General features: G+C 69.0%; 25 protein-coding genes. 17 read left to right on the top strand and 8 right to left on the bottom strand.

Translation table 11 applies throughout. From position 1 onward, the window contains the following. Positions 1 to 35 precede the first annotated feature (35 nt). The 5 genes from ATK36_RS08030 to ATK36_RS08010 all read left to right on the top strand — a co-directional run bounded on the left by ATK36_RS08030 (position 36) and on the right by ATK36_RS08010 (position 7,147). The gene (locus ATK36_RS08030) at positions 36 to 1,856 is read left to right on the top strand and encodes an nSTAND3 domain-containing NTPase (protein WP_342752084.1); all 1,821 of its coding nucleotides are present in this window, start codon (positions 36 to 38) and stop codon (positions 1,854 to 1,856) included. Positions 1,857 to 1,876: 20 nt separating this feature from the next. Beyond that, positions 1,877 to 3,202 (top strand): hypothetical protein, encoded by a 1,326-nt coding sequence (locus ATK36_RS08025; protein WP_098510692.1) that lies wholly within the window; start codon positions 1,877 to 1,879, stop codon positions 3,200 to 3,202. Between the two features lie 464 nt (positions 3,203 to 3,666). Then, positions 3,667 to 4,560 carry a choice-of-anchor P family protein gene (locus ATK36_RS08020; protein ID WP_098510691.1) on the top strand — a complete coding sequence of 298 codons (894 nt, stop codon included), beginning with the start codon at positions 3,667 to 3,669 and terminating at the stop codon, positions 4,558 to 4,560. Further along, positions 4,557 to 5,165: a class F sortase gene (locus ATK36_RS08015; RefSeq protein ID WP_098510690.1), complete on the top strand. Its 609-nt coding sequence runs from the start codon at positions 4,557 to 4,559 to the stop codon at positions 5,163 to 5,165. Before ATK36_RS08020 ends, ATK36_RS08015 begins: the two co-directional genes overlap by 4 nt. Positions 5,166 to 5,377: 212 nt before the next feature. Continuing rightward, positions 5,378 to 7,147, top strand: a complete 1,770-nt coding sequence (locus ATK36_RS08010; protein ID WP_098510689.1) for an MFS transporter — start codon at positions 5,378 to 5,380, stop codon at positions 7,145 to 7,147. A 53-nt stretch (positions 7,148 to 7,200) separates the two neighbouring features. Here the strand turns inward: ATK36_RS08010 and ATK36_RS08005 are convergent, their stop codons facing one another. Beyond that, complete coding sequence (locus ATK36_RS08005) at positions 7,201 to 7,377, bottom strand: hypothetical protein (protein ID WP_386999146.1); 177 nt, start codon at positions 7,375 to 7,377, stop codon at positions 7,201 to 7,203. Between the two features lie 239 nt (positions 7,378 to 7,616). Here ATK36_RS08005 and ATK36_RS08000 point away from each other — a divergent pair, with 239 nt between their 5' ends. Continuing rightward, positions 7,617 to 8,015, top strand: coding sequence for a hypothetical protein (locus ATK36_RS08000; protein ID WP_245914511.1), 399 nt, complete (start codon positions 7,617 to 7,619; stop codon positions 8,013 to 8,015). Continuing rightward, positions 8,016 to 8,636 carry a DUF3558 family protein gene (locus ATK36_RS07995; RefSeq protein ID WP_098510688.1) on the top strand — a complete coding sequence of 207 codons (621 nt, stop codon included), beginning with the start codon at positions 8,016 to 8,018 and terminating at the stop codon, positions 8,634 to 8,636. 414 nt (positions 8,637 to 9,050) lie between these two features. Here ATK36_RS07995 and ATK36_RS07990 read toward each other — a convergent pair whose 3' ends face one another. Continuing rightward, complete coding sequence (locus ATK36_RS07990; protein WP_098510687.1) at positions 9,051 to 9,305, bottom strand: DUF2631 domain-containing protein; 255 nt, start codon at positions 9,303 to 9,305, stop codon at positions 9,051 to 9,053. Between the two features lie 98 nt (positions 9,306 to 9,403). Between ATK36_RS07990 and dxr the strand changes: the two genes are divergently transcribed. From dxr to ispG, 3 genes are all read left to right on the top strand, one after another. Beyond that, positions 9,404 to 10,606 (top strand): 1-deoxy-D-xylulose-5-phosphate reductoisomerase, encoded by a 1,203-nt coding sequence (gene dxr / locus ATK36_RS07985; protein ID WP_098510686.1) that lies wholly within the window; start codon positions 9,404 to 9,406, stop codon positions 10,604 to 10,606. A 3-nt stretch (positions 10,607 to 10,609) separates the two neighbouring features. After that, positions 10,610 to 11,833, top strand: a complete 1,224-nt coding sequence (locus tag ATK36_RS07980) for a M50 family metallopeptidase (RefSeq protein WP_098510685.1) — start codon at positions 10,610 to 10,612, stop codon at positions 11,831 to 11,833. Between the two features lie 116 nt (positions 11,834 to 11,949). Then, complete coding sequence (gene ispG / locus ATK36_RS07975) at positions 11,950 to 13,101, top strand: flavodoxin-dependent (E)-4-hydroxy-3-methylbut-2-enyl-diphosphate synthase (protein WP_170069657.1); 1,152 nt, start codon at positions 11,950 to 11,952, stop codon at positions 13,099 to 13,101. A gap of 7 nt (positions 13,102 to 13,108) precedes the next feature. Here ispG and ATK36_RS07970 read toward each other — a convergent pair whose 3' ends face one another. Next, positions 13,109 to 13,363 (bottom strand): hypothetical protein, encoded by a 255-nt coding sequence (locus ATK36_RS07970; protein ID WP_098510683.1) that lies wholly within the window; start codon positions 13,361 to 13,363, stop codon positions 13,109 to 13,111. A 67-nt stretch (positions 13,364 to 13,430) separates the two neighbouring features. On the opposite strand from ATK36_RS07970, the gene ATK36_RS07965 reads away from it, so the two are divergent. Then, positions 13,431 to 14,234, top strand: coding sequence for a helix-turn-helix domain-containing protein (locus tag ATK36_RS07965; protein ID WP_098510682.1), 804 nt, complete (start codon positions 13,431 to 13,433; stop codon positions 14,232 to 14,234). A 13-nt stretch (positions 14,235 to 14,247) separates the two neighbouring features. Here ATK36_RS07965 and ATK36_RS07960 read toward each other — a convergent pair whose 3' ends face one another. Continuing rightward, a complete protein-coding gene (locus ATK36_RS07960; protein WP_098510681.1) occupies positions 14,248 to 14,763 on the bottom strand; it encodes a hypothetical protein in 516 nt (171 codons plus the stop codon). 116 nt (positions 14,764 to 14,879) lie between these two features. Between ATK36_RS07960 and ATK36_RS07955 the strand changes: the two genes are divergently transcribed. Continuing rightward, positions 14,880 to 15,278, top strand: a complete 399-nt coding sequence (locus ATK36_RS07955) for a VOC family protein (protein WP_098514717.1) — start codon at positions 14,880 to 14,882, stop codon at positions 15,276 to 15,278. A 197-nt stretch (positions 15,279 to 15,475) separates the two neighbouring features. Here ATK36_RS07955 and ATK36_RS07950 read toward each other — a convergent pair whose 3' ends face one another. Further along, positions 15,476 to 15,682, bottom strand: coding sequence for a DUF4177 domain-containing protein (locus ATK36_RS07950; protein WP_098510680.1), 207 nt, complete (start codon positions 15,680 to 15,682; stop codon positions 15,476 to 15,478). An 87-nt stretch (positions 15,683 to 15,769) separates the two neighbouring features. Between ATK36_RS07950 and ATK36_RS07945 the strand changes: the two genes are divergently transcribed. Together ATK36_RS07945 and map are read left to right on the top strand one after the other, a co-directional pair. Continuing rightward, on the top strand, positions 15,770 to 16,624 hold the full coding sequence (locus tag ATK36_RS07945; protein ID WP_098510679.1) for a GNAT family N-acetyltransferase: 855 nt from the start codon (positions 15,770 to 15,772) through the stop codon (positions 16,622 to 16,624). A gap of 68 nt (positions 16,625 to 16,692) precedes the next feature. Beyond that, a complete protein-coding gene (map, locus tag ATK36_RS07940; protein ID WP_098510678.1) occupies positions 16,693 to 17,550 on the top strand; it encodes a type I methionyl aminopeptidase in 858 nt (285 codons plus the stop codon). Positions 17,551 to 17,612: 62 nt separating this feature from the next. On the opposite strand, the gene ATK36_RS07935 is transcribed toward map, so the two are convergent. Beyond that, the gene (locus ATK36_RS07935) at positions 17,613 to 18,287 is read right to left on the bottom strand and encodes a FadR/GntR family transcriptional regulator (RefSeq protein ID WP_098510677.1); all 675 of its coding nucleotides are present in this window, start codon (positions 18,285 to 18,287) and stop codon (positions 17,613 to 17,615) included. Between the two features lie 27 nt (positions 18,288 to 18,314). On the opposite strand from ATK36_RS07935, the gene ATK36_RS07930 reads away from it, so the two are divergent. After that, positions 18,315 to 19,589: a CynX/NimT family MFS transporter gene (locus ATK36_RS07930; RefSeq protein ID WP_098510676.1), complete on the top strand. Its 1,275-nt coding sequence runs from the start codon at positions 18,315 to 18,317 to the stop codon at positions 19,587 to 19,589. 24 nt (positions 19,590 to 19,613) lie between these two features. Here the strand turns inward: ATK36_RS07930 and ATK36_RS07925 are convergent, their stop codons facing one another. Further along, a complete protein-coding gene (locus tag ATK36_RS07925; protein ID WP_098510675.1) occupies positions 19,614 to 21,008 on the bottom strand; it encodes a mycothione reductase in 1,395 nt (464 codons plus the stop codon). A 68-nt stretch (positions 21,009 to 21,076) separates the two neighbouring features. Next, positions 21,077 to 21,937 (bottom strand): M15 family metallopeptidase, encoded by an 861-nt coding sequence (locus ATK36_RS07920; RefSeq protein WP_211291833.1) that lies wholly within the window; start codon positions 21,935 to 21,937, stop codon positions 21,077 to 21,079. Positions 21,938 to 22,113: 176 nt separating this feature from the next. Between ATK36_RS07920 and ATK36_RS07915 the strand changes: the two genes are divergently transcribed. Both ATK36_RS07915 and ATK36_RS07910 read left to right on the top strand, forming a co-directional pair. Continuing rightward, positions 22,114 to 22,950 (top strand): S1 family peptidase, encoded by an 837-nt coding sequence (locus tag ATK36_RS07915; protein WP_098510673.1) that lies wholly within the window; start codon positions 22,114 to 22,116, stop codon positions 22,948 to 22,950. A 19-nt stretch (positions 22,951 to 22,969) separates the two neighbouring features. Then, entirely contained in the window at positions 22,970 to 23,413 is a 444-nt protein-coding gene (locus tag ATK36_RS07910) for a GNAT family N-acetyltransferase (RefSeq protein WP_098510672.1), read from the top strand. The last annotated feature ends 136 nt before the right edge of the window (positions 23,414 to 23,549 follow it).

Here is a 23,549-nt window from a genome sequence, read left to right as displayed (position 1 = left end):
CCGGTACCGGGGAACGCCGGCGGGCGTTCGATCAGGTGGACGAATCGGATCTGGGGTGGCTGTACCGTCGCTACGAGCCGCCGCGGGGGTTCGCGCAGGCGCAGAGTGCCCTCGACAAGTACGGCGTGGTGCTTCTCGAAGGGCAGCCCGGTACCGGGCGGCGTACTGCGGCGAAGATGCTGCTGCGGCTGTATGCCGATGCAGGACATCTGTTCCGGATCGTCTCCTCGGAGGACCCGTCCGACGAGTTCCGATCGGACGAAGTGGCCGACGGTGACCTGCTGTTGCTGGATCTGTCGCAGGTGGACCGGGACCGGTACGGAGGTTTCCGGAGGTCCGCGGCGAATCTGCGAGCCAAAGTCGGGGAAGTCAGGTCGGCGAAACTCGTCGTGATCCTGAACCCATCGCTGGAGACTCAGGTCGAGCGGGACGAAAGCCGTCAATACACCGTATCGCTCGGCCGCCCTGACTGGCGTATCGTCCTGCAGCGGCATCTCGCCGCCAGTGATGTCGTCTTTCGTGGTCGGTTGCCGGAGCCGGGAGGCTTTCAGAAGCACCTTGCCGGGGCGAGCATGGACAAGCTGGCCCGGTTCGCCGAGGCGGTCCGGGGGCTGGCCGAGTGGCGGACCGGGTCGTCGGATCTGCGCACGCTGCTGCAGGATGCGCTGAGCGCGGTTTTCGACCAGCAGGATTCGGTTCGGAAGGAGCTGGGCAAGTGCGCGAATGGCGCAGTACGGGCTCTCGCCTTCGCGGCCGCCATGCTCGAAGGTGAACATCGGAACGTTGTCTTCGAGGCCGCCGAAACTCTCTTGAAAATCGTGGCACATCCGGGAAATGAAACTCCGGTGCTGGAGAGAAATTCGTTCTATTCGATGCTGAAGGAGACCCATCTGCAGGTGGGTGAGCGCGGGTTGGTCTTCTTTCAGAAATTCGGATACGGCCGCGCGGTGGCGGGGTACTTCTGGGAAGAGAACCCGCATCTGCACGAGATTCTTCGCGAGTGGGTGGCGCGGACCTTTTCCGATCTCGAGCAGCGGTCCCAGTTGGTCCTCGCCGGGCGTACGGCCGAGCAATGCCTTGCCGCGGATCGGCCGAGGCATCTCCTCAGCCTGGCCGAGCAGTGGTGCGCAGACCGGCGAGGAGCCGAATCGGCTGCGGTGGTCCTGCGCGCCGGTCTGGAGCATGCCCGACACGGCCGGACTTTTCGCGGGAAGTTTTACGAATGGGCAAAATCGCCAGACCTTCCGAAAGAGCTGGCCGGTGTCATCGCCGACTTGTGTGTGTCCACAGTGGCGCCGGCCTATCCGGAGCAGGCACTCACGAGACTTCGCTGGCTGACGCAGCGCCGCCGTGATCACGTGGATGTCGTTGCGGTGGAGAAACTGCTGGGCCTGCTGCGGTCGAACCTGAGAATCTATCGCCGCCTGTTGTGGTGGCTGGTCGATGACGGCCGGCGTGCCGGCGGGCAGGCCGAGGACGACTTGATCCGACGCGTGCTCCATCCCGAAATGCAGATGGTCTCCGACTCCCGGGGACGTCACTACTCGGCCGATCCGGTCGTGCAACGGTGTGCCGGACGGTTGTGGCGCAGAACCCTGCGGGCTCCGTACGGGCCGGAATGGCGAGAGTATCTCCAGGAATGGCTGGCCGGCTGCACCAAGGTGGAAAATTCACAAGTGCCGGTACTTGTCCGGGTAATGGTGGGTTCGGTAAGAGATGAGCCACGGACTCTTGCCACTGTTTTCGTCATCGCGCGGGACTGGGCGATGAGTGGCACCGATCGTACCGAATGCATGCGTGTGGCCGGCGTCGTCCGGCGTTGTATCGACGAGGCACAGGGGTGGCGCTCCCGGTGACCCGGTCTGAAAGGAAAGAAATGAACTCGTCCGACAAGTCCATGCTGGGCGCCGCGGTGTTCCTGTGCGCCGGTGTGCCGGTGATCTGCGGTCTTGTCTTCGGCTGGCCGCTCTGGCTGCTGTTCGCGGTGCCCCTGCCGGTGATTCCCGGCGTGGTCTACCGGCGGATCCGGGCACGGCTGGAGTACGAGCGAGAGCTGGACATCCGGATGTCGGCGCAGCGGCTGACCGTCCAGCCACCGCCGCCGGCTCCCGAGCCGGTCCGGCATCAGCAGACTTCGGTCCCGGTGACGGCGCTGCCCAGTGCTCAGCCGGACTACCGGTTCGTCTTCTCGGCGACGGTGTACTGGCGGTTCCGGCCGGACGTGCCTCAGCCGGTGCACGGGAATCCCGCCGCGCTGGCGATCGAGGCCATCGTGGCTCAGGCGAAGGACGTGACCGCCGCGGAGCATCCGCTCGATCACCAGCAGGTCCGGCATCGGCTGGACAGCCTGCTCGGGCAACCCCGGCTGGACCGGACCGGGGCGGTCGAGGCGTCCGCGGCCGGGGTCCGGCTCGAGCTGGAGCCTGCCGATCGGGAGCGGCTCGAGATGTTCGCCCGGACCAGGAAGGACGCCGAGGTCTGGGACTACCAGCGCCATCGCGAGCAGGACAAGCGCCGCTACCTAGGGGAGGACGTCCTGCGTGATACCGGCAGTGCCGTCGTCTGGTGGCTTTCGCGGCACGAGAACGATGTGCAGACCGTGGTGCAGGACATTCCGACGCTGGCGAATCTCGCCGGGGCCGCGAACAACCAGTGGACGCCGCCTGCGCAGCGGAGCCTGCCCTCCGGTGGGGACATGTCGATGTTCGAGGCGGACTTCTCCGGCGGATCCGTGCCGGAGGATGTGGCGCCGCCGCGTTCGCTGTCCGACGTCGTCGAGGAGATGGTCGGCCTCGCCGGGCTGGAATCCGGAAGCCCGGAGCGGGAGCTGTTCGTGGACCGGGTTGTCGACGGCCTGCGAGCGGCCGGTAAGACGGCGGCGGCCCAGGAACTCCATTCCACGTTCTCAACACTGGATCCGGAACTGCTCGGCGATAGCCCGGGACAGGACTCTGCACAGCCGGTCGCGCCCCCGGGGGAGCCGGGCAGTGCGGTCGAAGTATCGCGAGCAGAGGCGCAGGAAGGTCCGAGCGAGGCTCCGCAGCCTCTCCCGCCGGGTGCTCTCGCGCGACCATCGGCGTCGGTCGAGCCGGACACCGGGGAATCCGCCCCGCAGTGGCCGGATCCGGGTGCCGAAGCGAACGGGGAGAAGACCGACCATATCGAGCATCCCGGACCTCCGGAAAATGACTCCTCCTCCTGACCAGGCCGCTGCCGGGTGCCCGCGTCCGCGAATCCGCAGCTCCATTGTGGACAATTGCCGACCTCATGTCCGGAGATGCCGGGATGAATTCCCGGGCGCCCTGCCGAAGGTGGGAGAGGTATCGGTCACATCACGTTGGGTGTACGGGTGAAACCCATCGTAGGATCACCCATAAGAGTTGCCTGTAGGGCAGTCCTGGGAAGATTGCCGCGGTATGTGGTCGCACAGCGTGATAGTCACTCGGACGAGAAGGGTGCGTTACATAACTCTTTCGGGGTCGAATTCCGTGCCGCGATCACTGATCCGAAGGGTGCCGCAGCGGCCTCGGGATGATCTTGGTTTGCGTTCCCGGCCCCTCTTGATAATGTCGTCTTCTCGCCGAGTGGTCGACAGTTGCAGTCGATCACGCGCGGATTCGGGGATCCGCGGAAGGCTTCATTATCCTGTGTTCGGAAGGACAATTCATGCGTTCTGCCCTGCTGCGTGGACGGACCGTTGCGGTCGCCGTCCCCGCACTGGCCCTGCTTGCCACCGTCACCCCCTCGGCGATGGCCGACGAGGCGCCGGCCGGATCGGCTTACGGTGCCTCCGCTGCGATTTCTCTGCTGCCCGGGGTGCTGGGGGGCAAGGGAATCGCCGTGGAGACCGGCAAGCTGGCCGCGTCCTCCACCTCGGGCAAGCACTCCGCCGACGTGGTGGACGTCCCGCTCAAGGGCGTCATCACCGCCAAGGCGATCACCAGCTCGGCCGAGCAGGACGGGCCCCACGGGCCGGTCACCGCGAAGGCCGCCATCGTGGACGCCACGATCCCGCTGCTCGCCGGGCTCGCCGGCAGCACGCCGAAGACCGGCGTGATCAGCTCCGAGTGCAAGTCCACTCCGCAGGGCGTGACCGGCACCTCGAAGCTGGTCGGCCTCGACCTCGGCAAGATCGGCAACCTGGAACTCGGCACCCCGCCGAACCAGAAGATCGGCGTGCCGGAGGTGCTGCAGGTCATCGTGAACGAGCAGATCAAGCACCCGGACGGCAGCCTCACCGTGAACGCGCTGCACCTGAAGCTGCTCGGCGGCCAGGTGACCGGTGCGCTCGGCAGCGGTGACATCGTGCTCGCCTCGTCCACCTGCGCCAAGGTCACCGGCGGCGGCGAGCCGACCGAGCCGACGAAGCCGACCAAGCCCAGCGAGCCGACCAAGCCGAGCCAGCCGACCCGCCCCGGTCAGCCGTCGCAGCCGGGTCACCCCGGTGGCGGGAACACCAACACCCAGCCGCCCGCGGGTGGTCCCGCCCAGGTGAGCGTGGTGCCCGCCGGTGCGCCGGAGACCGGTGACGGTTCGGAGGCCGCGGGGAACGCCCGGTGACGCAGCCCGCAACCACCGGTGCCCGCCCACGGCGGCGGGCCCGGTTCGGGCTGTTCGCCCTGTTGCTGGCGCTGGTCGCCAACTTCGCCCTGCTCGGCTGTGGCTCCTCCGACCCCGCCCCGGAGGCCGCACCCGCGGCGGCCGCGAGCTTGGTCAAATCGGAGCCGGTGTCGATCGACGTGCCGAGCATCGACGCGCATTCGTCGCTGGTCCCGCTCGGGCTCAACGAGGACAAGACGGTGCAGGTCCCGCCGGTCGACCAGCCGCTGCAGGCGGGCTGGTACCGCTTCGGCCCGACGCCCGGTGAGGCCGGCCCCGCGGTCGTGCTCGGGCACATCGACGGCAACCACCAGAAGGGCATCTTCTGGCGGCTGCACGAGATGAAGAAGGGCGACCAGGTGGTGGTCGGGCGCAAGGACGGGTCGAAGGCCACGTTCACCGTCACCAAGGTGGACCAGATCGCGAAGAAGACGTTCCCCACCGAAGCGGTGTACGGGAACACCAGCGACGCGCAGATCCGGTTGATCACCTGCGGTGGCACGTTCGATCCGGAGAAGCACAGCTACCTGGACAACATCATCGTGTACGGCACTCTCGCCGCCTGAGTGAGCCGTCCCGGACCGGGGCCCCGTCATCCTGCGCTCGGGCAGGGTGACGGGGCCCTGCTCGTCGGTCGAGCGAGCGGAAGTAAACAATCCACAAAGGACAGTCAAGCGATTGTGATCCGCGTCTCGCAACAGTTTCGAAAGGTTGCTTGTCTAACGCAAGCAACTTGCTTAGCCTAGCTAAGGGAACGTTGGGAGAGAGGTCTTCGACTGTGGCGGAGCGCCGGACTTATTCGATCGCGGAACTCGGTCCGCGGTACAAGTGGATCGCGCTGTCCAACACGACGCTGGGCATGCTGATCGCGACCATCAACTCGTCGATCGTGCTGATCGCCCTGCCGGACATCTTCAAGGGCATCGGGATCAACCCGCTGGAGCCGTCGAACACCGGCTACCTGCTGTGGATGATCATGGGCTTCCTCGTGGTCACCGCGGTACTGGTGGTGGCGTTCGGGCGGCTGGGGGACATGTACGGCCGCGCCAGGATGTACAACCTCGGATTCCTGGTGTTCACGGTGTCCTCGATCATGCTGGCCGTCACCTGGCTCGACGGGCCCGCGGCCGCGCTGTGGCTGATCGGCTGGCGGATCGTGCAGGGTGTCGGCGGCGCCTTCCTGATGGCCAACTCCTCGGCCATCCTCACCGACGCTTTCCCGGCCAACCAGCGTGGTCTCGCGCTCGGCATGAACGGCGTGGCGGCGATCGCGGGCTCGTTCCTCGGGCTGGTGATCGGCGGGGTGCTGGCGCCGATCGACTGGAACCTGGTCTTCCTGGTCTCGGTGCCGATCGGGGTGATCGGCACCGTCTGGGCCTACCTCAAGCTGCACGACACCGGGGTGCGCAAGCACGCGAAAATGGACTGGTGGGGCAACCTCACCTTCGCGGTCGGGCTGATCGCGGTGCTGGTGGGCATCACCTACGGCATCCAGCCCTACGGCAGCTCGGCCACCGGCTGGGGCAGCCCGATGGTGCTGTCCTGCCTGATCGGCGGGATCGCGGTGCTGATCGGCTTCGTGGTGATCGAGACGAAGGTGCCCAACCCGCTGTTCCGGCTTTCGCTGTTCCGGATTCGCTCGTTCAGCTGGGGCAACCTGGCCAACCTGACCGCCTCGCTCGGCCGGGGCGGCCTGCAGTTCATCCTGATCATCTGGCTGCAGGGCATCTGGCTGCCGCAGCACGGCTACACCTTCGAGCAGACGCCGCTGTGGGCCGGGATCTACATGCTGCCCATGACGATCGGCTTCCTGGTGTCCGCGCCGACCTCCGGCGTGCTCTCCGACCGCATCGGCAGCCGCGCGCTGGCGTCGAGCGGCCTGGTCATCACCGCGGTCACCTTCCTGCTGCTGATCCTGCTGCCGGTGAACTTCGATTACTGGGCGTTCGCGGGCATCCTGCTGGTCAACGGGATCGGCATGGGCATGTTCTCCTCACCGAACCGGGCCGAGGTGATGAACAGCCTGCCCGCCGACTCGCGGGGCTCCGGCGCAGGCATGATGACGACTTTCCAAAACGCGGCGATGGTCTTGTCCATCGGCTTCTTCTTCAGCCTGATCATCGCCGGGCTGTCGAGCAGCCTGCCCTCGGCGATGGAGCAGGGCCTCACCTCGCACGGCGTGGCCGCCGGCCCGGCCGGCCAGATCGCGCATCTGCCCGCGGTCGCCGTGCTGTTCGCCGCGTTCCTCGGCTACAACCCGATCCAGCAGCTGCTCGGCGGCCACCTGGGCAGCCTGCCGCCGGACCAGGCCTCGTTCCTCACCGGCCGCAGCTTCTTCCCGAACCTGATCTCCGGTCCGTTCCAGGACGGTCTCGCGGTCGCTTTCGGCTTCGCCATCGTGGTCTGCCTGATCGGCGCGATCGCGTCCCTGCTGACCTCGAACCCGAAGAAGAAACCGGCCGAGTCCGTCGGTGAGGAACTGGCCGCGGTGGCCGGGGAATCCGGCGGTGGGCCGAGCGAGCTGGTCGCTCCCCAGAGCGATCGGTGACGAGAAGGCCGTCCTGGATTCGTCCGGACGGCCTTTTTCGTGCTCGCGGGCGTTCAGCGGCCGAGGGCGGCCCGCCGGATCTTCACCGGATGGGCCGGGGCGCCATCGAGCGGGCCGGTCGGGTCGGCGGGGACGATCCCGGCGGCGACCATCCGGTCGATCCCGTCCATACCGTGGATCACCTTGCCCAGCACCGAATACTGCGCCGGGATGTGGGCGAAGGAGTGCACGATGATTCGGACAACGCGGTGGCCGGGCTCGGGCTGTGACACAGTCGGCGGCCCCGGTCAGCGGCGCCGTTGGACTGGGCGACCAGCCTAAATACGGTCGTCTGGTTGGTTACACCCTGGCGGCGAACAGCGCGTTGTCTCGCTTCTGGAAGGAACCAGACGCGGTGCGTTAGCATCCGAGCTGTTGATCTTGCCCTGTCAGGGTGGTGGGGCGATGCAGTGAGGGGGGCTTACGAGCCATGACCGGAGAACAACCGCAGCCGGAGCAGCCGAAGGCCGCGTTGCCGCCGGTGCCGCCGATCCAGGTTGACGGGTACGGCCCTGGCGGGGGTTACGTGTTCAACGCGGAGGAAGCGGGCGGGGTCATCAAGCAGTGGGAAGACCTACTCGTCGGCCTGCGAGACGATCTCGGGCAGGCGAGGGCTGTCGCCAACGTGACGGCGCCGGCAGATGAGGTAGCGAGCCACGTCTTCATCAACAACGGTGCCGAGCCGTCGGGGCAGTCGCTGCTGGCCGAGCACCAAGCGATGGTGGACTACAGCATGAAGTTCATCACGGCGCTGAAGGCCGCGAAGAACAAGATCACAGTGGCGGAGCAGGAAGCCGCCGACTCTGTCAAGGAGAAGGGAGAGTACTGAGTGCGTGCAAACTGGTCTCGCTCTCGCCGCGCCGGTGCCGTGGCGGGCCTGGCGTTTGTTGCCGTGGCGTTCCTTGTTGCCTGTGGCCGAGGTGGTGGCTCGGCCGGCAGCAGCTCGTCCCTGTCTTCTTCGGCGCCTGGTGGATCTTCATCGTCGGTGGATCCGTCGCTGAAGGTGCCTGCTCCGCTACAGGCGCAGGAGCTGCTGAGCAACCCGTGTAGCGCGTTAACCGACGCTCAGGTGACGGGCCTTGGCTTGAAGCCGCCGGGCAGGATCACGAAGGGGCTCCTGGATCTGTGCGCGTGGAGCGGTGAGATCCGGGAGAACGGAGTGAGTGTGGGTGCGGTGCCGCAGAACAAGGGTGGGATCAGCGACATCTACGCGAAGAAGGCGAAGTCCGCCTATTTCGAGCCGGTCACGGTGAACGGGTATCCCGGGGTCTTCGCCGACATCCAGGACGGTCGCTTGTCCGGCAGTTGCAGCCTCTGGGTCGGCATCACCGACCAACTCGCCTTTACCGTGATCACCAGCATCAACATCGGGCAGAACAAGGCCCACGCGTGCAGGAGCGCGCAGAAGACCGCCGAAGCAGTGGTAACGCACCTCAAGGGCGCTGCCTGAATAAGGCCCGGTCGCCGCACCGGTATCGGGTTCGGTGCGGCGACCGGGGATCAGGGGGCGGTGGTCACTGCCATTCCTCTCGAAGAGGCCGCGGCCGCCCGCTCTTGGGCCAGTCAAACGTGGCGATCCGGTCGTGCCGCTCAGGTACGCCGCATCCACCGAGCGCCGAGGGATCAGCCAGCCGCACATCGGGGTCGGCCAGCTTCCGTTTCCAGGAGAAATGCGCCGTCTTCCGGTTCCCATCGGTCGGATCGGCATGCATCCGCAACGCAAGGTCGGTCGTGCGTGGCGCCCGAAGGTTTCGCGGCTTCTCCGTCTCGCCGACTGCACAGTCATGACTCACTGGCCTGCGAGATTTCATGGCCTGCCAAAGTAACCGGGCCGACACTCACCGCGCCAGCCCGGCTTCGCAGGCTACTTCCGCCAGGCGGTGCGGCGGCGGCGCAGATCGAGCAGCAGCATCAGTACCAGGAACGCGGCCAGCCCGATCAGCCACACGTTCTCGGTGTTGTTCTCGTGGTTGCCCTTGAGCATCAGCAGCAGGATGAGCGCGCTGACCCAGCCCGCGATGCGGGTGGCCTTCGGGAACGAGCCGTGCCAGCCCCACTCCGCGGACGGTTCGTCGCGCGGGTCGACCTGGGGGCGCTTCTCGATCGCCTTGCCTGCCACGACCACTCCTTCGGGCCCACCGGACGTTGTACTCCCGAATGGTCCCACACCGGCGGGTGCTCCGCGGACACGGCCCGGGCAGGCGATAATGACTCTCGATGACTACCTCGCGAAGCGTCCTCGTGCTGGGTTCCACCGGGTCCGTGGGTGCGCAGGCACTCGACGTCGCCGCACGTAACCCGCATCTGTTCACTGTCGCCGGCATCGCCGCCGGCGGCTCCGATCCGGCTGCGCTGGCCGCGCAGGCGCTCGCGCATCAGGTGACCGCCGTCGCCGTGACGAAGCCCACGGTGGTGGAAGACCTGCAGCTCGCGCTGTACGCGGAAGCCCAGCGCCGCGGTTACGCGAAGGGAGAGTTCCGGCTCCCGCGCATCCTCGCCGGCGCCGACGCGGTGGCGGAGCTGATCGAGACCGTCGAAGTCGACGTCGTGCTCAACGCGCTTCCCGGTTCGCGGGGCCTCGATCCGACGCTGCGTACGCTCGCCACCGGAGCCACACTCGCGCTCGCGAACAAGGAGTCGCTGATCGCCGGTGGCCCGCTGGTGCTCGCCGCGGCCAAGCCCGGCCAGATCGTGCCGGTGGACTCCGAGCACTCGGCGATCGCGCAGGCGCTGCGGTCCGGCCGGGACGAGGAGGTCGCCCGGCTGGTGCTCACCGCGTCCGGCGGTCCGTTCCGCGGCCGCAAGCGGGCCGACCTCACGGACGTCACCGTCGCGCAGGCGATGGCCCATCCGACCTGGTCGATGGGGAAGCTGATCACGATCAACTCGGCCACGCTGGTCAACAAGGGCCTGGAGCTGATCGAGGCGGCGCTGCTGTTCGGCATCGAGCCCGCGCGCATCGACGTGACCGTGCACCCGCAGTCGATCGTGCACTCCATGGTCACCTTCACCGACGGGTCGACGATCGCGCAGGCCAGCCCACCGGACATGCGGCTGCCGATCGCGCTGGCGCTGCACTGGCCGGACCGGGTGCCCGGCGCCGCCGCGGCCTGCAGCTGGGACACCGCGGCGAGCTGGACCTTCGAACCGCTGGACAACGAAGCGTTCCCGGCGGTCGAGCTGGCTCGCGAGGCAGGCACGGCAGGCGGCTGCCTGCCCGCGGTCTACAACGCGGCGAACGAGGAGGCGGTGGCCGCGTTCCTCGCGCAGAACAGCAGCTTCACGTCGATTGTGGACACTGTTTCGCAGGTAGTGGAAGCTGCCGACGAATGGCGTCGTGAACCTCGCGACGTCGAAGACGTACTCGCGGCCGAGCGTTGGGCTCGGGCGCGCGCAATGACGATGCTCGAGGGGAAGTAGCGCGTGCTCGCCTACATCATCGGGGTGGTGCTGTTCGCCCTGGGGATCTGCATCTCCGTGGCGCTGCACGAGGCCGGCCACATGGTCACGGCCAAGGCGTTCGGGATGAAGGTCCGCCGGTACTTCGTCGGCTTCGGGCCCACCGTGTTCTCGTTCCGCCGCGGCGAGACCGAATACGGTCTCAAGTGGATCCCGCTCGGCGGCTTCTGCGACATCGCCGGCATGACCGCGCTCGACGAGGTCACCGAGGAAGAGTCGCCGCGCGCGATGTGGCGGTTCAAGACCTGGAAGCGGACCGTCGTGATGATGGCCGGTTCGGTCACCCACTTCATCCTCGGTTTCGTGGTGCTGTACCTGATGGCGGTCACCATGGGGCTGCCCAACATCGCCGCCGCGTCCGAGCCGCGGCAGCCGGTCATCGCGAGCACCTCGTGCGCGCGGGCGGCCACCACCTCCGCTCAGCTCAGCGACACCGTGTGCCCGCCCGGGGCGCCCGCTCCCGCGAAAGCCGCGGGGATGCTCCCGGGAGACAAGATCCTCTCGGTCGGCGGGAAGCCGACGCCGGCCTGGGACACCGTGCTGCAGATCGTGCAGAACTCCGGTGGCCCGACGCCGATCACCGTGCAGCGCGGAGACCAGACGCTGAACCTCGTGGTCGACATCCCGCGGGTGCAGCGGCTGACCAGCGACGGCCAGGTCCGCGAGGTCGGCATGATGGGGGCCTCCACGAAGATCCCGCCCGCATACCTGCATTACAACGGCGCGACCGCGATCGGCGCGACGTTCTCCTTCACCGGCACCATGTTCTCCGAGACCGCGCAGCGCCTGGTGCACTTCCCGGAGCGGATCCCGGCCGTGGTCAGCGCGATCTTCGGCGGGGAGCGCGATCCGAACACCCCGGTCAGCGTGGTCGGCGCGAGCCGGATCGGCGGCGAGGCGGTCGAGCAGGGCCTGTGGGAGATCTTCTTCTTCCTGCTGGCCAGCCTGAACTTCTTCATCGGCGTGTTCAACCTGCTGCCGCTGCTGCCGCTGGACGGCGGGCACATCGCGGTGGTCTGGTACGAACGCGTCCGGGACTGGCTGCGCGGCCTGCGCGGGAAGGCCGCGGGCGGGCCGGTCGACTACACGAAGCTCTCCGCGGTGACCATGGTCCTCGTGGTGATCGGCGGGGGCATCACGCTACTGACCGTGACCGCGGACATCGTCAACCCGATCCGGTTGCAGTAGCCGCAGGCACCGGCCGGGTCGCCCGGCCGGCGCCACTTCGACCGGCCGTAATGCTGCTCACCGTGACGGCTGACTTCGTTGAACCGGCTGCCGGACAAGTGAGTAGGCTGGACGGCGTGACCGTCCCCTTGGGTATGCCCGCCGTGCCTCCCCCCGTGCTCGCCGATCGTCGCAAGACCCGCCAGTTGATGGTGGGATCGGTGGGGGTCGGCAGTGACCACCCGATCTCCGTGCAGTCGATGACCACCACGCTGACCTCGGACGTGAACGCCACCCTGCAGCAGATCGCCGAGCTCACCGCGGCGGGCTGCGACATCGTGCGGGTGGCCTGCCCCTCGGCCGACGACGCGGAGGCGCTGCCCGCGATCGCGAAGAAGTCGCAGATCCCGGTGATCGCCGACATCCATTTCCAGCCCAAGTACGTGTTCGCCGCGATCGAGGCGGGCTGCGCGGCGGTGCGGGTGAACCCCGGCAACATCCGGAAGTTCGACGACCAGGTCAAGGAGATCGCACAGGCCGCGAAGGACCACGGCACGCCGATCCGGATCGGCGTGAACGCCGGCTCGCTGGACAAGCGGCTGCTGGAGAAGTACGGCAAGGCCACCCCGGAGGCGCTGGCGGAATCCGCGCTGTGGGAGGCCTCGCTGTTCGCCGAGCACGATTTCCACGACATCAAGATCTCGGTCAAGCACAACGATCCGGTGGTCATGGTGCGGGCCTACGAGCTGCTCGCCGAGCAGTGCGGCTACCCGCTGCACCTCGGCGTCACCGAGGCGGGCCCGGCGTTCCAGGGCACCATCAAGTCCGCGGTCGCGTTCGGCGCCCTGCTGCGGCAGGGCATCGGGGACACCATCCGGGTGTCGCTGTCCGCGCCGCCGGTCGAGGAGGTCAAGGTCGGCGCGCAGATCCTGCAGTCGCTGAACCTGCGGCCGCGGAAGCTGGAGATCGTGTCCTGCCCGTCCTGCGGGCGCGCGCAGGTCGACGTCTACACCCTCGCCGACCAGGTCACGGCCGGGCTGGAGGGGATGGAGGTGCCGCTGCGCGTCGCGGTGATGGGCTGCGTCGTGAACGGTCCCGGTGAGGCGCGGGAAGCCGACCTCGGCGTCGCGTCCGGCAACGGCAAGGGCCAGATCTTCGTCAAGGGCGAGGTCATCAAGACCGTGCCCGAGCACGCCATCGTGGAGACCCTGATCGAAGAGGCCATGCGCATCGCCGAGGAAGCCGGCGAGGGCATCGGCGAGGGCGCCCCGAGCGTCACCGTCGGCTGACCCCGGCTCAGCCCTGCAGGTGGTGCCGGGCGGCGTCCTGGATCTGTCCACGCACGTTCTCCAGCGAGGCGGCCAGCTCGTCGATCTGATGGAGGGCGAGCTGGATCGCGCCCTGCACGGCGGTGGCCGTGCCGGTGGCGCCGAGTACCCCGAGTACTCGCGCCTGCAGGTCCTCCAGCTCGCTCTTGGTGGCCAGCGCGATACCGGTGGGCACCTGGTCGGCGAGCTGTTCGAGGTGCTGGGCCTGCTCCTGGATGGACATCCGTTACTCCTCTTCGTGGGGACCGCATTCCCGTGGTAGCAGAAACCGGCGGGCTTAACCTGGTTCTGTGGGTCACAGCTGGGCGTTACAGCGGCCGCACCCGGTGCTGCGGCCGTTCGTCGCGCGCTACCTCGGCTACGCCCAGGACGACGTGACCCTCGCCGTGCATCGTGGCCTGCCCTCCCGGCACGTGACGCTCATCGTCAGCCTCGCCGAACCGATCGACTGCGCCGGTCTGCCCGGCGCCGGCCGCCTGCAGGCGCTCGTCGGCGGCCTGCACACCAGCCCGGCGCTGATCACGCAGAGCCGGGTGCAGCGGGGCCTGCACCTGGAACTCGACCCCCTGGGTGTCCGTACTCTGCTGGGCGTTTCCGCCGCCGAACTGAGCGGCTCCATCACCGACCTGGCCGAGTTCGGCGCCGATCTGGCCCGGTTGCCGGAACGCCTGTCCGAAGCGCCGGACTGGCCGTCCCGCTTCGCCCTCCTCGACGAGGTACTGGCCGCCCGCGCCGTCGAACCGGCGCGGCCCGCGCCGGAACTGGACCAGGCCTGGCGCCTTCTGCGCCATACCGGCGGCTTGGTCCGCGTCGGTGACCTGGCGGGCGAGATCGGCTGGAGCCGCCGCCACCTCGGCGAGCGATTCCGGACGGAGCTGGGCCTGGCCCCGAAACAGGCCGCCCGCGTCCTGCGCTTCGAACGGGCCGGCCACCTGCTTCGTACCGGCTGCCACGACTTGTCGGCCGTCGCCCTCGCGGCGGGCTATTACGACCAGGCCCACTTGTCCCATGAATGGCGCGCGCTGGCGGGCTGCTCCCCGCGCACCTGGATAACCGAGGAACTGCCGAGTCTCGTGGAAGAACCGGCCGGGTGACCCGCTGAGCGAGTCACCGGTGGCAATGGACCGAGGTCACCGAAGCGCCGATCTTCGTCTTCGACCCCGGGGTGCTCACCACGGTGCGATGCGCTGTGTAGCTCGTGCCACCGGCGTTCGTGGCGGTTTCGACGATCTCCCCGCTTTCGTCACCGGTGATGGTGTAGGTGATGTCGCATCCGTAGCCGGAGGTCAGCGTGTTGCCGCTGACGAAGGAAATCTCCGGCTCGACGACCGTGGTGCAGCCCGCGGAACCGAAGCACTGCTTGGAAATCGTCCGCAGCCCCACGGTGAAATCCTTCGCTTCGGGCTCGCTCGTCAGCTGAGGCGGCGGAGTGGGGGAAGGGCCGGCGGAACGCGTTTCTGTGCACCCCGTCCGGGTACAGCCGGTGGGCTGCCCGGAGTCGAACATGCTGTGCCACTCGGTCGATGGTGGTGCCTGGGCCGCGCCGGGCGTGTCGTTGCCGCACGCGGCGAGGGCCAGTGCGGCACCGGCTATCGCAGTGCAGGACATCAGGCGCTTGATCATGAATGACCTCCCCAGGCGAGATGTGCTGGGAAGTCGCCGATCACCGCGCGAGTGTTACGACCGCCGGTTCCCGTTTTTCCAAGACCGGCGGGAGCCGGTGGTTCAGACTCGATGCCATGACTCCACAACCGACAGTCTGGCCCGCGCTCCGTTATGACGATGCGCCTCGGGCGATTCGCTTTCTGGTCGACGTTCTCGGATTCGAAGAGACGCTCGTGGTGCCCGGTTCCGCGGAACGCGAAGTCGCGCACGCCGAGCTTCGCCGGCCGGAGGGTGGTGGTGTGATGCTCGGCAGTACCGGTGGCCCCGATGACGGGGTGCACGACGCGATGAAGCCGGGTACCGGCGCCGTCTACGTCGTGTCCGACCGGGTCGACGAGATCCACCGGCGGGTGCGTGCCGCGGGGGCGGAGATCACCCTGGCTCTGCACGACACCGAATACGGCTCGCACACTTTCAGCTTGCGTGACGGGGAGGGCAATTCCTGGACCGTCGGCACGTACCGGGGTGCCTGACCGGCGGAGATTCCACAGTGGACAAGCCGGCCACAGTGACCGGGGGCCGGGCGCCGCCGGGAGCCGGGAACGGCATCCCGGCGGCGCCGGAGGGGATTCCCTCGCGTCGCGATGCGGCTTTATCGTGGTGGGGGAGAGGGTTCCCCACCGTGCCCGGCAGCCGCATCGCGATGGTCCGGGTGGGTGAATCCGAAATCTCAGTCCACGGGTCGTTCGAAGGTCACCAGAAGACCTTCGACCCCGCCCGGGCCGACCCGGCCCTTGATCTCCGCGGCGGTGATCGTTTTCAGCCGCCAGCCCTCGCCCGCGCGATCGTTCAGCAGTTTCTCGAGCCGATCACCGGAGATTTTTCCGCCGAGCATCTTTTCCCGGACTTCCACGACCTGGTACACGTAACGCTGCATACGCCGATTGTGCCGAAATCCGGATCACCGGTGCGGCCGGGCCGGTGTGCGTTCCGTTCCTCGCCTTCTTCTGGCACTCTTGACTTCGTGTTGCGGCTTGCCGGCGCCCGGCTGCTCGATGACCGGGACTACCCGGCGGTTCGTGCTGCGCTCGCCGCGGATCCGGTGGGCAGCTGCATGGTCAGCGCGCGGGTCGAGGTGGCCGGGCTGGACCCGTGGCGGCTCGGTGGCGAGCTGTGGGCCGCGGACAGCCGCCCGGCCCGCTACGGCAGGCTTTCCGGACTCTGCTTCGCCGGGCCGAACCTGATCCCGTTGCGGGGCAACTCCTCGGCGCTGCGGTCGTTCGCCGACCGGGCGCTGCGGCGGCAGCGCGCCTGTTCCTCCCTCGTCGGGCCCGCCGAGCAGGTGCTCGGGCTGTGGGGCGAGCTGGAGACCGAATGGGGCCCGGCCCGCGAGGTGCGCGAGGACCAGCCGCTGCTGGCGCTGGACCGCAGCCCCCTGGTGCCCGCCGACCCGCGGGTCCGCGCGGTGCGCCCGGACGAGCTGGACCGCTACCTGCCCGCGGCGGTGGCGATGTTCATCGAGGAGGTCGGCGTCGACCCGCGGGCCGGGGACGGCGGGGCCAGCTACCGGGCCAGGGTCAACGAGCTGATCTCCGGGGGCCGCGCGTTCGCCCGGTTCGAGGACGGCGAAGTCGTGTTCAAGGCCGAGATCGGTGCGATGTCCGCGGACGTCGGGCAGATCCAGGGCGTGTGGGTGCATCCGGACCGCCGCAGCGCCGGGCTCGGCACCGCGGGCACCGCCGCGGTGGTGAGCAGGCTGGTCCACGGGCTCGGCCGCACCGCGAGCCTGTACGTGAACGGGTTCAACACCCCGGCGCTGGCGGCCTACCGCAAGATCGGCTTCCGGCAGGTAGGGCAGTACGCCACAGTGCTGTTCTGACCGGGCTGTTCTGACCGGGTCCCGGCGGGGGTCGGTCGTTCTCACGGGGACGTCGTAGGGTGGAGGGCATGCCCGATCGTGCTCCGCTGCAGCCCGGCGTCCAGACGCCGCGCCGTGCCGTCCCCGCCGACATCGCCCGCCCCGAGTATGTCGACCGGCCGGCGCCGAAACGGGACACCGGCAACGGCGTGCGTACGCCCGAGGTGATCGAGGCGATGCGCGTGGCGTCGAAGATCGCGGCGCAGGCGCTGGAAGAAGGCGGTAAAGCGGTCAAGCCGGGCGCGACCACCGACGATATCGACAAGGCGGTGCACGAGTTCCTGCTCGACCACCATGCCTACCCGTCCACGCTCGGCTACCGCGGCTACCCGAAGTCCTGCTGCACTTCGCTGAACGAGGTCATCTGCCACGGCATTCCGGACTCGACGGTGATCGAGGACGGTGATATCTGCAACATCGACGTGACCGCGTTCATCGGCGGGGTGCACGGCGACACCAACGCCACTTTCCTGGCCGGCGACGTGTCCGAAGAGGCGCGGCTGCTCGTCGAGCGCACTCGTGAAGCCACTGCGCGTGCGATCAAGGCGGTACGTCCCGGTCGCCAGCTGAACGTGATCGGCCGCGTCATCGAGGCGTATGCGAAGCGATTCGGCTACGGCGTCGTACGCGACTTCACCGGTCACGGCGTCGGCCCGGCGTTCCACACCGCGCCGACTGTGCTGCACTACGAAGAGCCTTCGGTGCACACGGTGATCGAGGAAGGCATGACCTTCACCATCGAGCCGATGATCACGCTCGGCACCATCGACTACGACATGTGGGCCGACGACTGGACTGTCACCACGAAGGACAAGAAGTGGACGGCCCAGTTCGAGCACACCCTGGTCGTCACTGCGGACGGCGCGGAGATCCTCACGCTGCCCTAGTCCGGAAGGGTCCTCAAAGGACCGTCGCGGGCGTACTCCGGACCGGTGCCCGCACCGGCTGATCATGCCCGGTCCACCCGGGTGAGCAGCTCTTCGAGGAAGCCCGCGGCCTCCCGGCCGGCGCGGTCCACGTCGCCGTCCTCGATCGCGTCGACCAGGCCTTCGTGCTTGATCCGCTCGGCGTGCTCCGAATTGTCCGAAGTGGACGCCACGCTCGCGGTGATCGCCTCCAGCAGACCGCGGTACAGCTCGAACAGCAGCTCGTTGTGCCCGCAGCGGACGACGTCGAGGTGGAATTCCGCGTCCGTGCGGGCGAAATCCTCAACGCGGCCCTCGCGCCAGTCGGTGGCGCGCCGGGTCAGCAGCTCGCGCAGACCGGCCAAGTCCTCCTCCGTGCGGGCGGCGGCGGCCAGCCGTGCCCCCTCCACTTCCAGGATCCGCCGCACCTGCAGCACTTCACGCAGCTCGGTGCCGCACAGCCGGCGGACCGCGCCGGACAGATCGCTCGTCGCGCGCACGTAGGTGCCGTCGCCCTGGCGGACTTCCAGGATGCCGGTGTGCGCGAGCGCGCGGACCGCCTCCCGCACTGTGTTGCGGCCGACCCCGAGCTGGGCGACGAGTTCCGCCTCGGTCGGGATCCGGTGCCCGACCGGCCATTCCCCGTCCCGGACCGCCTGGCGCAGCTGGTCGATGACCTGGTCGACGAGTCCGGCGCGGCGGGTGGTGGCCAACGGCACAGGTAAATCCCTTCATCCAATCATCCTATGTATGGCAGAGTAGCGCACGTGTCCGTCGACTCGCCTGACTCCGCCGCCCGTCCGCCCGCGTACGCCGACCGGCTCGAACTGGAGCTGGAGGGCGGGATCGAGGCGACGCGGCCGGGGGTGATCGCGGGTGGCGTTCTGCTCGCGGTCGCGGTGGTGCTCACGGCGCTGAATCTACGGCCGGCCATCACCAGCGTCGGCCCGTTGCTCGCCGAAATGCGCACGGGGCTGGGTGCCTCCGCGCTGTGGGCGAGCGTGCTGACGACGGTGCCCGGCCTGTGCTTCGCCGCTGCCGGGATGGCCGCGCCACTGCTTTCCCGCCGGTTCGGCATCGGCACGGCGATCGGGTTCGCGCTCGGCGTCCTCACCTTCGGGCTGGTCGTACGGGTGCTCGACGGTCCCTACGTGGTGCTCGGCGGCACCCTCGTGGCCACCGCCGGAATCGCCCTGGTCAACGTGCTGATCCCGGTGGTGATCAAGGATTCCTTCCCGGCGCGGGTCGGGCTGATGACCGGTGTCTACACCGCCGCGCTGCAGGGCGGTGGGGCGGCGGGCTCCGCGCTCAGCCCACCGCTGGAAACGGCGCTGGGCGGTTGGCGGGCCGCGCTCGGCTCGTGGGCCGTAGTGGCCGCGATCGCGTTGCTCGTCTGGTTCCTCGCCACGCGTGGCGGCGGACGCTCCCCGAGCCCGGCCGCGGACGGCGCCGGGCGGTCCCTGCTGCGCAGCCCGCTGGCCTGGATCGTGACCACGTTCTTCGGCCTGCAGTCGTTCATCGCCTACGTGGTGATGGGCTGGCTGCCGCAGGTGTTCATCGACTCCGGGGTGAGCAAGAGCGCGGCCGGGCTGCTGCTCGGGCTGATCTCGGTTATCGCGGTGCCGATCAGCCTGGTGATTCCGCCGATCGCGGCGCGCCAGGGCAGCCAGAGCGCGTGGATCGTGGGGATGGGCGGATGCGGGGCCGCCGGGCTGGCCGGGGTGCTCCTCGCGCCGGGCTGGTCGCCGTTGCTGTGGAGCGCGCTGATCGGCATCGGGATGAGCGTGTTCTCGCTGGCGCTGACGGTGATCGCGCTGCGGGCGCGGACCGGCGCGGACACCGCGCGGCTGTCCGGGATGGCGCAGGGCTTCGGCTACCTGCTCGCCGCGGTCGGGCCGTTCGTGTTCGGCCTGCTGCACGACGTCACCGGCGGCTGGCAGGTCTCGCTGATAGTGCTGCTCGCGGTGCTGCTGGTGCAGATGGTGTTCGGCGCCCTCGCCGGACGCCGCCGCTTCGTCTGACCGCCGTCGTGGTGGTCCTTGCGCTCAGTCCAGCGGAAGGTTGAGCAGTGCGTTCTCGATCAGCTCCGGCATCGCCGGGTGGATCCAGTACTGGCCACGGGCCATCGACCGCGCGTCGAGGCCGAAGCTCATCGCCTGGATCAGCGGCTGGATCACGGTGGACGCCTGCGGGCCGATGAGGTGCGCGCCCAGCAGCTGCCCGGTCGCCGGATCGGCGAGCAGCTTCGCGAAGCCGGTGGTGTCCTCCATCGCCCAGCCGTAGGCGATGCCCGCGTAGTCCTGCTTCGAGACCACATAGGACAGTCCACGGCGCACGGCCTCGCGCTCGGTCAGACCGACCGAGGCGACCTGCGGCGCGGTGAACACCGCGTGTGGCACGAAGCGGTGGTCGGCCTTGATCCGGGCGTCCGGGTGCAGGAGATTGTGCTGCACCACGCGGGCTTCGTGATTGGCGACGTGCTTGAGCTCCAGCGGCGACGAAAGATCGCCGAGCGCGTAGATGCCCTCGACGGAGGTCTCCTGGTAGTCGTCCACCACCACGTGCCCGGTCTCGTCGGTGACCACGCCGGTGGCGGCCACGTCGAGCAGATCGGAGTTCGGCCTGCGCCCGGCGGCCACGAGGATCAGGTCGGCCTCCACGGTCTCGGCGCCGCGGGGACCTTCGAGGTCCAGCGCCACGCCCTTGGCGGTCCGGCGGGCGCGCAGCGTCTTGCGCTCCAGCCGCACGTCGAACCGCTCCGCGGCCAGCTCCGTGAACCGCGCGCTGATGTCCTCGTCTTCCTGGCGCAGCAACGCGCCGGAGCGGTTGACCACGGTCACCGCCACCCCGAACGACGCGAACACGTGCGCGAATTCGGCCGCGATGTAGCCGCCGCCGATGATCACGATCCGGGCCGGCAGCTCGTCCAGCCGCATCACGGTGTCGGAGGTGTGGAAGCCGGTCTCGGCCAGCCCTGGCACCTCCGGCACCACCGGCCGTCCGCCCGCGGCGAGCACGAACCGGTCCGCGGTGAGCACCTCGTCCGGCCGTTCACCGGGGAATTGCACGCGCAGCTGCCGCAGGCCGGTGAACCGGCCTTCACCCCGGTAGACGTCGACGTTCCGGTTGTCCTCGTGGTTCGTCCGGTACTCCGCGCCGCCTTCGGCGATCGGATCGATCCGGCCGAAGATCCGGTCCCGGATGTCCGGCCAGCGCACGCCGTCGAGCCGCTCGTCCACCCCGTAGCGAGCGCTGTGGGCCGGGGTGGCCGCGACATCCGCCGCGTAGACGAACATCTTGGTCGGGATGCAGCCGACGTTCAGGCAGGTGCCGCCGAACACGCCCTTCTCGACGATCGCGATCTTCCGGTCCGCGAATTCCGGGCCGGGGACGGAGTTGCCCGAGCCGGTCCCGACGATCACCAGGTCGTAGTGCGGCACAGCGGTCCTTTCCGAGAGCCAGTGGGGTCCAGACTAGTCAACCGGGCCGCGTGCCAGGGTGTTCCCGCTCATGCGCCGGTGGCGGTGAAGTGCATCCGATCGGTCGGCGACCGCCACGCGCCACCCCACTGCCAGCCCTCCCGCGCGAACGCCCGTACCACCGGATCGCCGGCCAGCACCATGCCCGGTCGCACGTTCTTCCGGTCCACATAGGACGAAGCGAGCTCCGGCAGGACGAGATCGCCCTTGGTATAGGGATTGCAGAACGGATCGACGTCCACCGCGAGCCCGTACGCGTGCGCGGACCAGTTCGTCTGCCCGCGTGCCGGACGGCACACGAAGGCGCTCGTGTTGTTCCCGTCGCCGGTCGGCGCGGCGTCGAGTTCGGCCGGCGCGGTGATCCGCATCTCTTCGATCGGGAACCGCTGCGCGAACAGCTCGCCGAACGCGTCGGTGAGCGGCTTCGCCGCGTCCTGGCGGACCAGCAGCTCTCCCGTGTGCGCGCGTCCGTCGAAACCCCAGAAGGAGAGCGTGACGTACCGCAGGTCGGCCGAAGCGACGGGGCACGCGGGTAGCCAGGTACTGCGGGCGAGCACGTCGGCGGGCACCGCGGTGACGTTCGCGGCGTACCGATCGTTCGCGGGAGGCGGGAGCAGATCCCGGGTGGGCAATGCCCGATTCACCAGTTCGGGTGGGGTGGGCAGGATCTCGCCGAAGCCGTCCGGGCGCAGCGGCAGCGGGCGGGCACCCACCTGCCAGGTGATCGGTGGCGGTGTCCCGCTCGTCCGGGTTGCCGGAACTGCCGGGCTCGCCGGATTCCCGGGGGCGCGCAACGGACTGGCCGGGGGTGGCTCCGGGGCCGGGGCCGCGCATCCGGTCAGCAGCGATACCCCCAGGACGCCGGCTGCGGCGGCCGTTCTCGCACGCATGTCACCAGCTAAGCAAACGTCCACCGGTCGGGCAGAATCCACCCGTTCCAGTGACACCGCTTCGGGCCTGCTCCGTTTAGGGTAATCGCGGCCCCGTTGTTCACGCGCCGGAGTCGGATGGCTCCCGGGCGCGTCCGGGCCTCGACGACGTATTCACCGGCCGAAGGGGAAATCCCATGCCCACCACACTCCGCCGTCCGCTCCTGCTCGTGGTGGGGGCGCTGCTCGCCGCCGCGGTCGCGGTGCCGGTCGGCTCGGCGTGGGCCACCGGTCCCGACGAGCCGGCGCCGGGGACCAGCGGGTCCCAGGCCGCGCAGCCGCGGATCGTCGGCGGCGGGGAGGCCTCGGTGGCCGACTACCCGTACGCGGCGTACCTCACCGACCAGAGCGGCAACCAGTTCTGCGGCGCGGTGATCGTCAGCTCGACGGCGGTGGCCACCGCGGCGCACTGCGCCAAGGCGATCTCCCCCACGGACATGCGCGTGGTCGCCGGGCGGCAGGACAAGCGCAGCTCGGACGGCGTGATGCTCGCTGTGTCGCGGGCCTGGATCTCCCCGGAGTTCACCGATCCGACGAAAGGTGACGACTTGGCCGTCCTCAGCGTGCGCGGGCAGCTGCCCTATCGCCCGGCCAAACCAGCCGGTTCGTCCGAGCGGTCGCTCTACGCCGAGGGAACCCGGGCGACCGTGCTCGGCTGGGGCCGGCTCGCCGAGGGCGGCCAGCGTTCCGACCTCCTGCGCAGCGCGGACGTCCCGCTGGTGAGCGACAGCAGCTGCAAGAGTGCGTACGACACCTACGATCCGGCGAAGATGGTCTGCGCCGGCTACCCGCAGGGCGGAACGGACGCCTGCCAGGGCGACTCGGGCGGCCCGCTGATGGTCGGCGACACGCTGATCGGCATCGTCTCCTTCGGCGACGGGTGCGCGAAGGCCGGCAAGCCGGGCGTGTACACCCGGGTGTCCGCGTACTCCGGAGTCATCGCGGCGCAGTCCCAGCAGCGGCTGTTCGGCTAACTTGTGTTAAGCAGGGCGGGTGACGACCCTGCACCACGCGGCCGGTCCCGACCTGACTGCCGCCCAGCTCTACGCGATTCTCCGGTTGCGAGCCGAGGTGTTCGTCGTGGAGCAGGACTGCGCGTACGCCGACCTCGACGGCCGGGACCTGAATCCGGACACCCGGCACCTGTGGCTGAGTGGGGACGACGGTGACCCCCTGGCCTACCTGCGGGTGCTGGCCGATCCCGGTGGTGTGGGCCGGATCGGCCGGGTGGTCACCGCCCGCGCAGCTCGCGGCCGGGGCCTCGCCGCCCAGTTGATGACTGCGGCGCTGGAGCACGCCACCGGCGAGTTCGTCCTGGACGCGCAGGTTTATGCGCAGAGCCTGTACGCGCGGTTCGGCTTTGTGGCCGAGGGGGACGAGTTTCTGGAGGACGGCATCCCGCACCGGACCATGCGGCGGGCGGCTGGTGCTGGTTGATCTTACTTGGCCATTGCGCGGGCTGAGGCCGCGTGGTTCGCTTTTCGTTGCCGGGTTGCCGGGTTGCCGGGTTGCCGGGTTGCCGGGTTGCCGGGTTGCCGGGTTGCCGGGTTGCCGGGTTGCCGGGTTGCCGGGT

It is taken from the genome of Amycolatopsis sulphurea, assembly GCF_002564045.1.
In the GTDB taxonomy this organism is placed as follows: domain Bacteria; phylum Actinomycetota; class Actinomycetes; order Mycobacteriales; family Pseudonocardiaceae; genus Amycolatopsis; species Amycolatopsis sulphurea.
This window is presented reverse-complemented; position numbering and strand designations above follow the sequence as displayed.

Coding starts and splice junctions, on each gene's coding strand:
- ATK36_RS07920 (WP_211291833.1), bottom strand. CDS start 21,937: ATGCGTGCGAGAACGGCCGCCGCAGCCGGCGTCCTGGGGGTATCGCTG.
- ATK36_RS07970 (WP_098510683.1), bottom strand. CDS start 13,363: ATGTCCATCCAGGAGCAGGCCCAGCACCTCGAACAGCTCGCCGACCAG.
- ATK36_RS07950 (WP_098510680.1), bottom strand. CDS start 15,682: ATGCAGCGTTACGTGTACCAGGTCGTGGAAGTCCGGGAAAAGATGCTC.
- ATK36_RS07960 (WP_098510681.1), bottom strand. CDS start 14,763: ATGATCAAGCGCCTGATGTCCTGCACTGCGATAGCCGGTGCCGCACTG.
- ATK36_RS08000 (WP_245914511.1), top strand. CDS start 7,617: ATGACCGGAGAACAACCGCAGCCGGAGCAGCCGAAGGCCGCGTTGCCG.
- ATK36_RS08025 (WP_098510692.1), top strand. CDS start 1,877: ATGAACTCGTCCGACAAGTCCATGCTGGGCGCCGCGGTGTTCCTGTGC.
- ATK36_RS08020 (WP_098510691.1), top strand. CDS start 3,667: ATGCGTTCTGCCCTGCTGCGTGGACGGACCGTTGCGGTCGCCGTCCCC.
- map (WP_098510678.1), top strand. CDS start 16,693: ATGCCCGATCGTGCTCCGCTGCAGCCCGGCGTCCAGACGCCGCGCCGT.
- ATK36_RS07930 (WP_098510676.1), top strand. CDS start 18,315: ATGTATGGCAGAGTAGCGCACGTGTCCGTCGACTCGCCTGACTCCGCC.
- ATK36_RS07915 (WP_098510673.1), top strand. CDS start 22,114: ATGCCCACCACACTCCGCCGTCCGCTCCTGCTCGTGGTGGGGGCGCTG.
- ATK36_RS07955 (WP_098514717.1), top strand. CDS start 14,880: ATGACTCCACAACCGACAGTCTGGCCCGCGCTCCGTTATGACGATGCG.
- dxr (WP_098510686.1), top strand. CDS start 9,404: ATGACTACCTCGCGAAGCGTCCTCGTGCTGGGTTCCACCGGGTCCGTG.